The sequence below is a fragment of the Mesorhizobium sp. B2-6-2 genome (genome assembly GCF_006440615.1).
GTDB lineage: Bacteria > Pseudomonadota > Alphaproteobacteria > Rhizobiales > Rhizobiaceae > Mesorhizobium.
Map to the genome: position 1 here is coordinate 1 of NZ_VFUG01000025.1, position 12,857 is coordinate 12,857.

The 12,857-nt window shown below is 63.6% G+C and carries 12 protein-coding genes; 8 read left to right on the forward strand and 4 right to left on the reverse strand.

The features are described 5' to 3' along the window. Nucleotides 1-224: 224 nt before the first annotated feature. Entirely contained in the window at nucleotides 225-1,532 is a 1,308-nt protein-coding gene (mnmE, locus tag FJ419_RS28195) for a tRNA uridine-5-carboxymethylaminomethyl(34) synthesis GTPase MnmE (RefSeq protein WP_140700532.1), read from the reverse strand. 119 nt (nucleotides 1,533-1,651) lie between these two features. Between mnmE and FJ419_RS28200 the strand changes: the two genes are divergently transcribed. Continuing rightward, nucleotides 1,652-3,667, forward strand: a complete 2,016-nt coding sequence (locus tag FJ419_RS28200) for a thioredoxin domain-containing protein (protein WP_140700533.1) — start codon at nucleotides 1,652-1,654, stop codon at nucleotides 3,665-3,667. Between the two features lie 167 nt (nucleotides 3,668-3,834). Here FJ419_RS28200 and rho read toward each other — a convergent pair whose 3' ends face one another. The 3 genes from rho to hemE form a co-directional block, all read right to left on the reverse strand. Beyond that, nucleotides 3,835-5,100, reverse strand: coding sequence for a transcription termination factor Rho (gene rho / locus FJ419_RS28205; protein ID WP_095769513.1), 1,266 nt, complete (start codon nucleotides 5,098-5,100; stop codon nucleotides 3,835-3,837). Between the two features lie 179 nt (nucleotides 5,101-5,279). Then, complete coding sequence (hemJ, locus tag FJ419_RS28210) at nucleotides 5,280-5,834, reverse strand: protoporphyrinogen oxidase HemJ (protein WP_140700534.1); 555 nt, start codon at nucleotides 5,832-5,834, stop codon at nucleotides 5,280-5,282. Next, nucleotides 5,831-6,859 carry a uroporphyrinogen decarboxylase gene (gene hemE / locus FJ419_RS28215; protein ID WP_140700535.1) on the reverse strand — a complete coding sequence of 343 codons (1,029 nt, stop codon included), beginning with the start codon at nucleotides 6,857-6,859 and terminating at the stop codon, nucleotides 5,831-5,833. Before hemE ends, hemJ begins: the two co-directional genes overlap by 4 nt. A gap of 401 nt (nucleotides 6,860-7,260) precedes the next feature. Here hemE and FJ419_RS28220 point away from each other — a divergent pair, with 401 nt between their 5' ends. The 7 genes from FJ419_RS28220 to yihA all read left to right on the forward strand — a co-directional run bounded on the left by FJ419_RS28220 (nucleotide 7,261) and on the right by yihA (nucleotide 12,827). After that, the gene (locus FJ419_RS28220; protein WP_140635822.1) at nucleotides 7,261-8,082 is read left to right on the forward strand and encodes a pyruvate, water dikinase regulatory protein; all 822 of its coding nucleotides are present in this window, start codon (nucleotides 7,261-7,263) and stop codon (nucleotides 8,080-8,082) included. A 355-nt stretch (nucleotides 8,083-8,437) separates the two neighbouring features. After that, nucleotides 8,438-9,037, forward strand: a complete 600-nt coding sequence (locus tag FJ419_RS28225; protein ID WP_140700536.1) for a Maf-like protein — start codon at nucleotides 8,438-8,440, stop codon at nucleotides 9,035-9,037. After that, nucleotides 9,030-9,863 (forward strand): shikimate dehydrogenase, encoded by an 834-nt coding sequence (locus tag FJ419_RS28230; protein ID WP_140700537.1) that lies wholly within the window; start codon nucleotides 9,030-9,032, stop codon nucleotides 9,861-9,863. The genes FJ419_RS28225 and FJ419_RS28230 overlap by 8 nt, the downstream gene beginning before the upstream one ends. Continuing rightward, nucleotides 9,863-10,468: a dephospho-CoA kinase gene (gene coaE, locus FJ419_RS28235; protein ID WP_140700538.1), complete on the forward strand. Its 606-nt coding sequence runs from the start codon at nucleotides 9,863-9,865 to the stop codon at nucleotides 10,466-10,468. Before FJ419_RS28230 ends, coaE begins: the two co-directional genes overlap by 1 nt. A gap of 180 nt (nucleotides 10,469-10,648) precedes the next feature. After that, nucleotides 10,649-11,353 (forward strand): DNA polymerase III subunit epsilon, encoded by a 705-nt coding sequence (gene dnaQ, locus FJ419_RS28240; protein WP_140700539.1) that lies wholly within the window; start codon nucleotides 10,649-10,651, stop codon nucleotides 11,351-11,353. 152 nt (nucleotides 11,354-11,505) lie between these two features. Then, nucleotides 11,506-12,144 carry a CatB-related O-acetyltransferase gene (locus FJ419_RS28245; protein WP_140700540.1) on the forward strand — a complete coding sequence of 213 codons (639 nt, stop codon included), beginning with the start codon at nucleotides 11,506-11,508 and terminating at the stop codon, nucleotides 12,142-12,144. Between the two features lie 14 nt (nucleotides 12,145-12,158). Then, nucleotides 12,159-12,827: a ribosome biogenesis GTP-binding protein YihA/YsxC gene (gene yihA, locus FJ419_RS28250; RefSeq protein ID WP_140700583.1), complete on the forward strand. Its 669-nt coding sequence runs from the start codon at nucleotides 12,159-12,161 to the stop codon at nucleotides 12,825-12,827. Nucleotides 12,828-12,857: the final 30 nt, after the last annotated feature.

Below are 12,857 nucleotides of genomic sequence, written 5' to 3' on the forward strand. Positions count from 1 at the left end.
CGAGCCGCCGAATGGCCCGGACCTCCCCAAACCAGTTGGGCTTCGCATATGAATAACTTTCCCCGGACATCCCTGCCCCTCGTGGGGGAGATGTCCGGCAGGACAGAGGGGGGCGCGAAGGAACGCGGCGATGTCGGCTGGCACAGTTCCACACCCCCCTTGCGGCGCCGGCGGTGTTTCACGTGAGTCACTGCCGGGCAGGAGCCACCCGTGTTTCACGTGAATCACTTGCCAATGCAGAACTGCGAAAAGATGACGTCGAGCAGATCCTCGACATCGACCGCGCCGGTGATCCGGCCGAGCCGATCAGCCGCCAATCGCAGATCCTCGGCCCGCAATTCCTGGCTATCTCCGGCCAGCGCCGCTCGCAGAAAGCCCGTCGTCTCCTTGAGCAATTCGACGTGGCGCAACCTCGACGGGAGGACTTCGCTCGCGTCGCCGGTTGCCTTGGTGGCGCGTTCTCCGATCTCGTCGAGAAGCGCGCCGAGGCCGGTGCCGTCCCTGGACGAAATCACGAGGTCATAGTGGCCGGCCCCGGCTCTCGCGATATCCGATTTCGTTCCGATTCGCAGCAGCGGAGCGCCGCTCGCGACCTCGCCGACGGGAACCGGATCGACCATATCCTCCAGCAACAGGATCAGGTCCGCCTCGCCGGCCTTGGCCATGGCACGCTCGATGCCGATCGATTCGACCTTGCCTGCGGCGTCGCGCAGCCCGGCCGTATCGACAATGCGCACTCTCAGCCCGTTGAGGTCCATGACGACCTCGAGTAGATCGCGCGTCGTGCCCGGTTCGTCGGTGACGATCGCTGCTTCGCGCCTGGCCAGGGCGTTGAACAGACTGGACTTGCCGGCATTCGGGGCGCCGAGGATCACGACTTCGAAACCGTCGCGAATGATCTCCGCGGCCTTGAAACCTCCGATGTGGCGATCGATCTCGCCGATCATTGCCGACACGTCGGACCAGACCGCGTCCGAAACGGAGCCCGGTACATCCTCTTCGTCGGCGAAGTCGATCTCCGCCTCGATCATGGCTCGCGCATGGATCAGCCGGCGGCGCCAGCTCGAATAAAGCTCGCTCTGCGCGCCGCCCGCATTGCGCAAGGCGAAGCGGCGCTGCGCCTCTGTCTCGGCATTGACCAGATCGGCCAATGCCTCCGTCTCGACCAGATCCAGTTTGCCGTTGAGAAAGGCGCGCCGGGTAAACTCGCCCGGTTCCGCATGCCGCACCCCATCGACCTGCGTGATCGTCTCCAGCATCTTTGCCGCAACGGCGCGGCTGCCATGGACCTGGAATTCGGCGACGTCCTCGCCGGTGAAGCTGCCGGGACCCGGAAAGAACAGGACGAGGCCATGGTCGATGATCGAGCCGTCCGCCGCCCGGAGCCTTCGCAACGTGGTAAACCGATCCTTAACGGATCCGGCTATCGTTTCGACCACGAATCGAGTTTTGGGGCCGGAAATACGGATGACGGCGATGCCTGCCGGCAAGCGGCCGCTCGACAGCGCAACAATCGAATCTTTCGAAGCCATTGGGGAAACCATTTGCCGGACCTACCGAACCGCCTAGATTGAAAGAGAGAGCACGGCCGAAAGCCGCTTCTTCGGCATCATGCTCTTTGATGCATCAGACCCAAAATGAGCCGCCCATCGTGACCTTACCCGCACGAAACCTGCTTGCCGAAGAGGCCAGCCCTTATCTGCAGCAGCACAGCGACAATCCTGTCCATTGGCGCGGCTGGTCGCCTGCGGCTCTTGCCGAAGCGAAGCAGCTCGGGCGGCCGATCCTGCTCTCCATCGGTTACGCCGCCTGCCACTGGTGCCATGTCATGGCCCATGAAAGTTTTGAGAACGACGCCGTGGCCGCCGTCATGAACCGGCTCTACGTGAATATCAAGGTCGATCGCGAGGAGCGGCCCGACATCGATCAGATCTATATGGCGGCGCTGCATGCCATGGGCGAGCAGGGCGGCTGGCCGCTCACCATGTTTCTGACGCCCGACGGCAAGCCTTTCTGGGGCGGCACCTATTTCCCGCGCGAGGCGCGTTACGGAAGACCCGGCTTCATCCAGGTGCTGGAAGCGATCGACAAGGCCTGGCGCGAGAAGCATCAGAGCCTCGCCGAAAGCGCCGACGGGCTGACCGCCCATGTCGAGCAGCGGCTTGCCGGAGCCACAGGCAAGGGCGTGCTCGACCGCGACACGCTGGCCGACCTCGCCACACGCATCGACGGCATGATCGATCGCGATCTCGGCGGCTTGAAGGGCGCGCCGAAATTCCCCAACGCGCCCTTCATGCACACGCTTTGGCTGTCCTGGCTGCGTGACGGCGAGGCCGCGCATCGCGACGCGGTGCTTGCCAGCCTCGAAAAAATGCTCGCCGGCGGCATCTACGATCATGTCGGCGGCGGTCTCAGCCGCTACTCGACCGACGCCGAATGGCTGGTGCCGCATTTCGAGAAGATGCTTTACGACAACGCCCAGCTCATCCGTCTGTGCAACTGGGCCCATGCGGCCACCAGCAACGACTTGTTCCGGATACGAATCGAAGAGACCGTCGGCTGGCTGCTGCGCGAGATGCTGGTCGAAGGCGGCGCCTTCGCCGCCAGCCTCGATGCCGACAGCGACGGCGAGGAGGGGCTTTTCTACACATGGAACCGCGACGAAGTCGAAGCCGCGCTCGGCGACGATACGTCGACCTTCTTGCGATATTTCGAGCTCGCCGCGCCGCATGGCTGGGAAGGCAAGCCGATCATTCGCCAGAGCGAGGCGCAGCAAGCTCAAGGCATCGCCGACTATGCGCAATTGGCGACTCTGAAGGCAAAGCTGTTGGGCGTCCGCGAAGGGCGGGTCAGGCCGGGCCGCGACGGCAAGGCGCTCACCGACTGGAACGGGCTGATGATCGCAGCGCTTGCCGAGGCGGGCCGCTCGCTTGGGCGGCGAGACTGGATCGACGCCGCCGCGAAAGCCTTCGGCCATATCGTCGAGGCAGGCCAGGACGGGCGCCTCCCGCATTCCATGCTGGGCGCAAAGAGGCTTTTCCCGGCGCTGTCCAGCGATTACGCCGCCATGACCAACGCGGCGATCGCGCTGTTCGAGGCGACCGGCGATCCCGCCTATTCCGATCGCGCCAAGCGCTTCATCGACGAGCTCGACCGCTGGCACCTGGATGAACCAAAGAGCGGCTACTGGCTGACGGCGTCGGACAGCGGCGATGTTCCGATCCGCATCCGCGGTGATGTGGATGAAGCAATCCCGTCCGCCACCAGCCAGATCGTTGAGGCGCTGGTGCGGCTATCATCGCTCACCGGCGACCTCGCTCTCTGGGAAAAGGCGTGGTCGACCGCCGAGCATGCGATGGGCCGCTCCTCGCAACAGGCCTACGGCCAAGCCGGCATCGTCAACGCCTGTGCCCTGACGCTCGAGTCGCTGAAGCTCGTCATTGTAGACAAGCTGGATTCACCAAGTCTCGTTCCGGTTGCGAATCGAAATCCAGACCCGCGCCGGGTCGACATTGTCGTTCCGGTCGGTTCGGAAGCGAATCTACCGTTGTTGCCAGGCGGCGCGTTGCCGCCGACGGACAAGGCCGGCGCCTGGTTCTGCAGCGGACAGGCGTGCATGCCGGTGGTGACCGAGGCAGAGGAGTTGGAGAAGCTGTTGCGGCGATAGCGCCCGTTACCTTCTCCCCTTGTGGGAGAAGGTGGATCGGCGCGAAGCGCCGAGACGGATGAGGGGTGTTCCAGCGAAGTGCGACGCTGGCTTTCCCTGGAACACCCCTCATCCGGCCGCTTCGCGGCCACCTTCTCCCATAAGGGGAGAAGGAAAAGTAGCCCCAATCACGTATTCATCGAATCGAAGAAATCCGCGTTGGTCTTGGTCTGCTTGAGCTTGTCGATGAGGAACTCGATCGCATCGGTGGTGCCCATCGGCGCGAGGATGCGGCGCAGCACGAAGATCTTCTGCAGGTCCGCGCGCGGCACAAGCAGGTCTTCCTTGCGGGTGCCCGACTTGAGGATGTCCATCGCCGGGTAGATGCGCTTGTCGGCCACCTTGCGGTCGAGCTGGATTTCGCAGTTGCCGGTGCCCTTGAACTCTTCGAAGATGACTTCGTCCATGCGGCTGCCCGTATCGATCAGCGCGGTGGCGATGATGGTCAGCGAGCCGCCTTCCTCGATGTTGCGGGCGGCGCCGAAGAAGCGCTTCGGGCGCTGCAGCGCGTTGGCGTCGACACCGCCGGTCAGCACCTTGCCGGATGACGGCACCACGGTGTTATAGGCGCGGCCGAGACGCGTGATCGAATCGAGCAGGATGACGACGTCGCGGCCGTGCTCGACCAGGCGCTTGGCCTTCTCGATCACCATCTCGGCGACCTGCACGTGGCGCGCTGCCGGCTCGTCGAAGGTCGAGGAAATCACCTCGCCCTTCACCGAGCGCTGCATGTCGGTCACTTCCTCCGGACGCTCGTCGATCAGAAGCACGATCAGATAGCATTCCGGATGGTTGGCGGTGATCGAATGGGCGATGTTCTGCATCAGCACCGTCTTGCCGGTGCGCGGCTGCGCGTTGATCAGCGCGCGCTGTCCCTTGCCGATCGGCGCGACCAGGTCGATCACGCGCGGCGAGATGTCCTTGGAAGTCGAATTGTCGATCTCCATCTTCAGCCGCTTGGTCGGGTAGAGAGGCGTCAGATTGTCGAAGTGGATCTTGTGCCGGATCTTCTCCGGGTCGTCGAAATTGATGGTGTTGACTTTGAGCAGCGCGAAATAGCGCTCGCCCTCTTTCGGGCTGCGGATCGGTCCTTCGACCGTATCGCCGGTCTTGAGCGAAAAGCGCCTTATTTGCGACGGCGAGATGTAGATATCGTCGGGACCCGGCAGGTAGTTTGCGTTGGCCGAGCGCAGGAAGCCGAAACCGTCCTGCAGCACCTCGACCACGCCTTCGCCGATGATCTCGACGTCCTGGGCGGCGAGCTTCTTCAGGATCGCGAACATCAGCTCCTGCTTGCGCATGACGCTGGCGTTCTCCACCTCGAGCGTCTCGGCATAAGCGATCAGCTCTGGCGGCTTCTTGTTCTTGAACTCTGCGAGTTTCATTTCTTGCATTAGATAGACTCTGGGTAGGCTTTGGAGAGGGAAATCGGCTGGATGCGACAAATGTCGGGCGCGGCCGAAAGCGAGTGAAAGGGGCGGCGCATGACGGGAAGGAAGACCCGTCTTGTATCGTCGCTCGACTGAAAGAGCAAGCCGCCTTTTGCGGGGCAGGGACCAGGTCCGGGAAAGCCTCAGAACGGCTTCACGATGACCAGGATGACGATGACGATCATCAGTAATGTGGGGATCTCATTGACGATCCGCCAGTGCCTCGCCGGCTTTTCGTTCTTGTCCTCGGCAAATTTCCTGACCGCGCCGGCGAGATAGCCATGCAGCCCCGACATAATGAGCACCAGCGCGATCTTGGCGTGCAGCCAGCCGCCCTGGAATCCAAAGCCTTTCCAGGCGAGCCAAAGCCCGAACACCCAGGTCGCGGTCATCGCCGGATTGATGATCCCGCGCAGCAGCCGGCGCTCCATCACCTTGAAGGTCTCGGACTGAACCGAGCCCCTTTCGGCATCGACGTGATAGACGAAGAGACGCGGCAGATAGAGCATGCCGGCCATCCAGGAAATGACCGCGATCACATGGATCGCCTTGGCCCACGGATAGAAGCCGTCGGGTGCCGCGAGATAAAGCAGCGCCGTCAGCACGACGAGCAGGGCAATGCCGATCGCCATGCGCTTCATCGCCTGGCCAGTGCTGTTCTCGCTGCTCGCGCCGTTCTCGTTGCTTACATCCCTCATTGCCAGCTTCTCACCATTTTCACCATCGCCTCGACATGCGCCACCGGCGTTTCCGGCGTGATGCCGTGGCCGAGATTGAAGATCAGCGGCCCGCCACCCAAAGTCCTCAGGATTGCCTCGACGCCGTCAGAGAGCGCCTTGCCGCCGGCGACCAGGCGCAACGGATCGAGATTGCCTTGCACCGCCCCGTCGCGCTGCAGCTCCTTCGCCATCGACAGCGGCACGGTCCAGTCGAGACCGAGACCGGCAATCCCGGTCTTTCCCCTGTAGTCGCGATAGCGTTCGCCCGCGCCCTTCGGAAAACCGATCACCGGCACGTCGGGGTGAACCGCCTTCACTTGGGCGACGATCTCGGCAACCGGCTCGATGCAGAAGGCCTCGAAGGACGGCTCGTCCAGCACGCCCGACCACGAATCGAAAATCTGCACCGCATCGGCGCCAGCCTCGATCTGGCGGATGAGATAGGCGGCCGAATGATCGGCCAAAATCTTCAGAAGCCGCGCGAAGGCCTCGGGCTCGCGATAGGCGAATAGCCGGGCAGGGCCCTGGTCGGGCGTGCCATGGCCGGCGATCATATAGGTCGCCACCGTCCAGGGCGCGCCGCAGAAGCCGAGCAGCGTCGTCTCATCGGGCAGTTTCGCCCGCAGCCGGCGCACGGTCTCGTAGACCGGTTCGAGATTCACGTGAAACATGTCGCCGTTCAGCGCCGCAATCTCGGCCGCCGAGATCGGCTTCAGGACCGGTCCGCGGCCTTCTTCGAAGCGGACATCCCGCCCCAGGGCGTTGGGCACGACGAGAATGTCGGAGAACAGGATCGAGGCGTCGAAGCCGAAGCGTTCGATCGGCTGCAGCGTCACCTCGACGGCAAGGTCGGGATCGTAGCAGAGATCAAGGAAGGATCCCGCCCGCTTCCTGGTCTCGCGATATTCGGGAAGATAGCGGCCCGCCTGGCGCATCATCCAGAGCGGCGGCGGTGAAACCGTCTCGCCCTTGAGGACGTCGAGCATGATCCGTTTCCCAGCCATCCTGCGCTGCCCTCTCCGCTTCTCTTAAATCAAATATCTATTTTAAAAGAGTCTTCTGATTCTAAGAGTCTGTTGGTTGTGATGGTTGCGACCTGTCCAGCGTCCGAGCCGAAAAGGCCAGTCAGCATATTGTCGCGTACTCGCTTGCGCAATTTGGAGGGTTCTGGGGACGAAGCGGATTCAGGCTTTGGAGTCAAAAGCTTGGGCTTTCCGTTCCGAACCTCGCCCTGTGGACGAGATCGGCCAAGAAAACTTGATCCCCGGTTTTGTCCCCAGCGCCGCGACAAAGCCTACAGCGGGTCGAATTGTGGACAAGCGGCCATCTGATACAGTCGCCTCCTTGCCCAAGGCTTGCCCATCCAGCCTTGTCCACAATTGCCCACAGCCTGGACCCATCCCCTGTGAACAAACCTCAGAGCTTCTTCCATCTGCATCTGATCTCCGACGCCACGGGCGAGACGCTGCTGGCGGCCGGCCGCGCGGCGTCCGCCCAATACAAAGATGCGCGCGCCATCGAGCACATCTATCCGCTGATCCGCACGGAAAAGCAGATAGCCAAGGTCTTCGAGGACATCGAGGAGGAGCCCGGCATTATTCTCTATACGGTGGTCGACCAGAAGCTTGCCCGCTCGATCGATGAGCGGTGCGCGGCCATGGGCCTGCCTTGCGTCTCGGTGCTGGAACCGGTGCTGACCGTCTTCCAGTCCTATCTCGGCACGCCGGCCGGTCGCCGCGTCGGCGCCCAGCACGTGCTCGACGCCGAGTATTTCCGCCGCATCGATGCGCTGAACTTCACCATGGAGCATGATGACGGCCAGCTGCCGGCCAATATGGACGATGCCGACATCGTGCTGATCGGCATTTCGCGAACCTCGAAGACGCCGACCAGCATCTATCTCGCCAATCGCGGCATCAAGACCGCCAACATCCCGATTGTGCTCGGCGTGCCGCTGCCCGAAAGCCTGATTGCCGCCAAGACGCCTTTGGTCGTCGGCCTGGTCGCCACGGCCGAGCGCATCTCGCATGTGAGGCAAAACCGCATCCTCGGCAGCAGCGCCGCCTTCGTGTCGACCGACTATGTCGACCGCGCCGCGATCAACGAGGAGCTCGCCTATGCCCGCCAGCTTTGCACGCGGCATGGCTGGCCGATGATCGATGTCAGCCGCCGCTCCATTGAGGAAACGGCGGCGGCCATCGTTGCCCTGCGGGGCAAGACGCGCTAACGGAGACCAAGCCGGATGAAGGTGGACCTGCCACGGCCGCCGAATAGATCGAAAAGTCACGACGGATCGCATGCCTCGGAGATTGGCCGAAACGTCCATCGCTTCGTCATCCTAGGGCGGAGCAAGGAGCGGAGCGACGCAGCGTAGGCCCTAGGATCCATGCCGTGACGCCGAAGTGTTGCGATGGTGCAGAATTCTGCTCCGCTGCGCTCCTCGATTGAGGGAACGGAATGGATCCTAGGATCTCCGCGACGGAGCTTCGCTCCTGCTCCGCCCTAGGATGACGAAGTTCGTAAGGGCTTCGCCTTCAACTTGCCGGATCAGCAGCGTGAAGGAACTAATCAGGTAGTACATCATGCCCGAAAAGATCATCCTCGCCTCCGGCAGCCCATTCCGAAAAGCCATGCTCGTCAGCGCCGGCCTCGACATCGAGGCGGTGCCGGCAAATGTCGACGAGCGCGCGCTCGAGGCTCCGCTGAAGGACAGCGGCGTTTCGCCCGAGGACGTCGCCTCGATCCTGGCCGAGGCCAAGGCGACCGCGGTCTGCGAGCGCAAGCCTGGCGCCCTGGTGCTCGGCTGCGACCAGACCCTGTCGCTGGGCGACGAGATCTTTCACAAGCCCGCCGACATGGAAGGCGCCCGCCGCCATCTCCTCACCTTGTCCGGCAAGACGCATCAGTTGAACAGCGCCGCCGTGCTTTGCCGCGACGGCGAGGTGCTGTGGCGCCATGTCGGCGTCGCCAGCCTGACCATGCGCGAACTCGACCCCGGCTTCATCGGCAGGCATCTGGCGCGCGTCGGCGCCAAGGCGCTCTCCAGTGTCGGCGCCTACCAGATCGAGGGCGAAGGCATTCAGCTGTTCGAGAAGATCGAGGGCGATTATTTCACCATCGTCGGCCTGCCGCTGCTGCCGCTGCTGAAGGAGCTGCGTGCATTGGGTGCCATCGATGGCTGAGAAAAAGGCCTTCGTCACCGGACATCCGATCGCGCATTCGCGCTCGCCGAAGATCCACGGCTACTGGCTGACCAAATACGGCATCGACGGCAGCTACCAGGCGATCGACGTCGCGCCGGCGGATTTCGCCGCATTCCTGAAATCTCTCGGCGAGCACGGCTACCGCGGCGGCAACGTCACCATTCCGCACAAGGAGGCGGCCTTCGCCGGCGTCGCCCGCCGAGACCATGCGGCCGATGAAATCGGCGCGGTCAACACGTTGTGGTTCGAGGATGGCCTTCTGTGGGGCGGCAACACCGACGGCTACGGTTTCGCCGCCAACCTCGACGAGCATGCGCCGGGCTGGGCGGTCAATGGGCCGGCCGTGGTTCTGGGCGCCGGCGGCGCCTCCCGCGCGGTCATCCACGCGCTGAAGGAGCGTGGCATCAAGGATATCCGCATCGTCAATCGGACGCTCGCGAGAGCCGAGGAACTCAGCCGCCTTTTCGGCGCCGGAGTCTCGGCGCATGGCGCGGGCGCGCTCAGTGAGCTGCTTGCCGATGCCGGCCTGCTCGTCAACACCACCTCGCTCGGCATGCATGGCAATGAGAGCTCGGCAGCCGATCCGGCCGGCTTGCCCGGCCATGCCATCGTCACCGACATTGTCTATGTGCCGTTGGAAACGCCTTTGCTTGCCGCCGCCAGGGCGCGCGGCCTGAAGACGGTCGACGGTCTCGGCATGCTGCTGCATCAGGCCGTGCCCGGTTTCGAACGCTGGTTCGGCAGGAAACCCGAAGTGACGCCGGATTTGCGGCGCATGATCGTCGCCGACATCGAGGGCCATTGATGATCGTGCTCGGCCTCACCGGATCGATCGGCATGGGCAAGTCCACCACGGCGAAAATGTTCGCCGAGGCCGGCGTGCCGGTGCATGATTCCGACGAGACCGTGCATCGCCTTTATTCCGGCAAGGCAGCCCCTCTGGTCGAGGCGGCTTTTCCGGGCACGACGCAGGCGGGCGCGGTCGATCGGGTCAAGCTCGCCGAAAAAGTGCTCGCCGATCCGGCCGCGCTGAAGCGGCTGGAGGCGATCATTCACCCGCTGGTGCGCGCCGACGCCGACGCGTTTGTGGCAAAGCATCGCGCCGCCGGCGCGCCGCTTGCCGTGCTCGACATCCCGCTGCTGTTCGAAACCGGCGGCCGCAACCGCGTCGACAAAGTCGTGGTCGTCACCGCGTCGCCCGAAATCCAGCGCGAGCGCGTGCTTGCGAGGCCGGGCATGAGCGAGGAGAAGTTCTCATCCATCCTGGCCAGGCAGGTGCCCGACGCCGAAAAGCGCCGCCAGGCCGATTTCATCATCGATACCGGCCACGGCTTCGAGGCCGCGCGAAAGGCGGTCGAGGCGATCGTCGCCGAACTCTCAGGGGAAAAGTCCAGCAAAGCCGGCTCCTGACATTACAGCGCCGCGCGTCCGTTCAGACGCGCAAAGGACGCTAACGCTTTGATTTTGCGCATGATCCTTTCCGAAAATCGATTCCGATTTTCGCAGGTCATGCGTTAGGCCGTCACCAGTCCCCATTGCCATTTTGTTCCGGTGTATGATTCTGCTCGTTTGGGAAGCGAACTGATTCGAATGCGTGAGATCATCTTCGATACGGAAACCACCGGCCTCGATTTGCGCGACGACCGCATCATCGAGCTTGGCGGCGTCGAGCTGGTCAATCGCTTCCCGACCGGCCGCACCTTCCACAAATTCATCAATCCGCAGGGGCGCGCGATCCATGCCGAGGCGCAGGCCGTGCACGGCATCAGCGCCGCCGACCTGGTCGGCAAGCCGACCTTTGCCGAAATCGCGCAGGAATGGCTGGAATTCACCGACGGCGCCCGGCTGATCGCCCACAACGCTACCTTCGATATCGGCTTCCTCAACCTCGAATTCAGCCGGCTCGAGCAAGCGGCCATCGATCCCGGCCGCGTGGTCGACACGCTGGCGCTGGCGCGCCGCAAGCATCCGATGGGACCGAACTCGCTCGACGCGCTCTGCCGGCGCTACGGCATCGACAACACCCGCCGCACCAAGCACGGCGCGCTGCTCGACTCCGAATTGCTTGCCGAGGTCTATATCGAGCTCATCGGCGGCAAGCAGGCGGCGCTGGTGCTGGAGTCCGTGGCGGTGCACATGAACGGCGCCGGCGAGGTGGCCGATATCGACATCTCGATCGGCGCGAGACCGATCGCCCTGCCGCCGCGGCTCAGTGAAACGGATCGGGCGGCGCATGCGGGGCTGGTCGCGACGCTCGGCGAAAAGGCGCTGTGGCTGAAAGTGGCGGTGGGTTGACCGGGCGCTATTGGCGCTGACGTTGGAGACAGCGCCCTTTCCAATCCGATCGCGATCTGTCGCGGCAGCCATTGAACGGTTGGTCCCGTCGAAGGATCGCGTTAGTTTGATCGCGCGCCGACCGCGCGCAAACCCGCCTGCAAAGGACCGCGATGACCGGACCCAATCCCAACGTCAAGCATCCGATTGCGATGCATCCGCGCGTCGGTTTCCTGAAGGGACTGGTGACGTCGCCCAACATCGAGATCGGCGACTTCACCTATTATGATGACCCCGACGGTCCCGACAAATTCGCCGAGAAATGCGTGTTGCATCACTACGACTTCATTGGCGACAAGCTGATCATCGGCAAGTTCTGCGCCATAGCCGAAGGCGCGCGTTTCATCATGAACGGCGCCAACCACGCCATGTCGGGCTTCTCGACCTATCCGTTCAACATCTTCGGCCATGGCTGGGAGGAAGGCTTCGACCCGCAGACCTGGTCGAAGGAGATCCGCGGCGACACCACGATCCGCAATGACGTGTGGATCGGCATGGATGCGGTGATCATGCCGGGCGTGACGGTGGGCGACGGCGCCATTGTCGCGGCGAAATCGGTTGTCACGCACGACGTGCCGCCTTATGCGATCGTGGCTGGCAATGCGGCCAAGGTGGTGAAGATGCGCTTCGACGAGTTCACGGTGCGGCGGCTGCTCAAGGCGGCCTGGTGGGACTGGCCGGTCGACAAGATCAGCCGCAATCTCGACGCCATTCGCGGCGCCGACATTTCCAGGCTGGAGGCGGCGGTTTGAGCGCGCCCGAAAAAATGACAAACGGCAAGACCCCGAACGAAACGGCGATCAGCCCGGAGCTGTTCACCCGCGGCTGGGTCTTCATCCGCGGCGTGCCGTCGATGAAGTTCCTGCCGCCGGAAGGCCCGCCGGAGATCGCCTTCGCCGGCCGCTCCAATGTCGGCAAATCGTCCCTGATCAACGCGCTGGTCGGGCACAAGGGCCTGGCGCGGACGTCGAACACGCCGGGCCGCACCCAGGAGCTCAACTATTTCGTGCCCGACGGCTTTTCCGGCGAGGGCGCCGACTTGCCGCCGATGGCGTTGGTCGACATGCCGGGCTACGGCTATGCCAGCGCGCCGAAGGACAAGGTCGATGAGTGGACCAAGCTGATCTACGAATATCTGCAGGGCCGCGTGACGCTGAAGCGCGTCTATGTGCTGATCGACGCGCGCCACGGCATCAAGGCCAAGGACGAGGAAGTGCTGACCCTGCTCGACAAGGCGGCAGTGTCCTACCAGGTGGTGCTGACCAAGACCGACAAGATCAAGGCCGCGGGCGTGCCGAGGCTGATCGAGGAGACGCTGGCCAAGATCAAGAAGCGGCCGGCGGCGTTTCCACTGGTGCTGGCCACCTCGTCGGAAAAAGCCGAGGGCTTGGACGAGCTGCGCGCCGCCATCGCCCTTGTGGCGAACGGCGGCTGACGCCGCCCGCCAGGGACCGATCCCTCAGGA

What these genes read in the sequence shown, in the direction of transcription:
- dnaQ (WP_140700539.1), top strand. Translation starts at nt 10,649, where the DNA reads ATGCGTGAGATCATCTTCGATACGGAAACCACCGGCCTCGATTTGCGC.
- hemJ (WP_140700534.1), bottom strand. Translation starts at nt 5,834, where the DNA reads ATGAGGGATGTAAGCAACGAGAACGGCGCGAGCAGCGAGAACAGCACT.
- FJ419_RS28245 (WP_140700540.1), top strand. Translation starts at nt 11,506, where the DNA reads ATGACCGGACCCAATCCCAACGTCAAGCATCCGATTGCGATGCATCCG.
- coaE (WP_140700538.1), top strand. Translation starts at nt 9,863, where the DNA reads ATGATCGTGCTCGGCCTCACCGGATCGATCGGCATGGGCAAGTCCACC.
- rho (WP_095769513.1), bottom strand. Translation starts at nt 5,100, where the DNA reads ATGCAAGAAATGAAACTCGCAGAGTTCAAGAACAAGAAGCCGCCAGAG.
- FJ419_RS28230 (WP_140700537.1), top strand. Translation starts at nt 9,030, where the DNA reads ATGGCTGAGAAAAAGGCCTTCGTCACCGGACATCCGATCGCGCATTCG.
- hemE (WP_140700535.1), bottom strand. Translation starts at nt 6,859, where the DNA reads ATGGCTGGGAAACGGATCATGCTCGACGTCCTCAAGGGCGAGACGGTT.
- yihA (WP_140700583.1), top strand. Translation starts at nt 12,159, where the DNA reads ATGACAAACGGCAAGACCCCGAACGAAACGGCGATCAGCCCGGAGCTG.
- FJ419_RS28225 (WP_140700536.1), top strand. Translation starts at nt 8,438, where the DNA reads ATGCCCGAAAAGATCATCCTCGCCTCCGGCAGCCCATTCCGAAAAGCC.
- mnmE (WP_140700532.1), bottom strand. Translation starts at nt 1,532, where the DNA reads ATGGCTTCGAAAGATTCGATTGTTGCGCTGTCGAGCGGCCGCTTGCCG.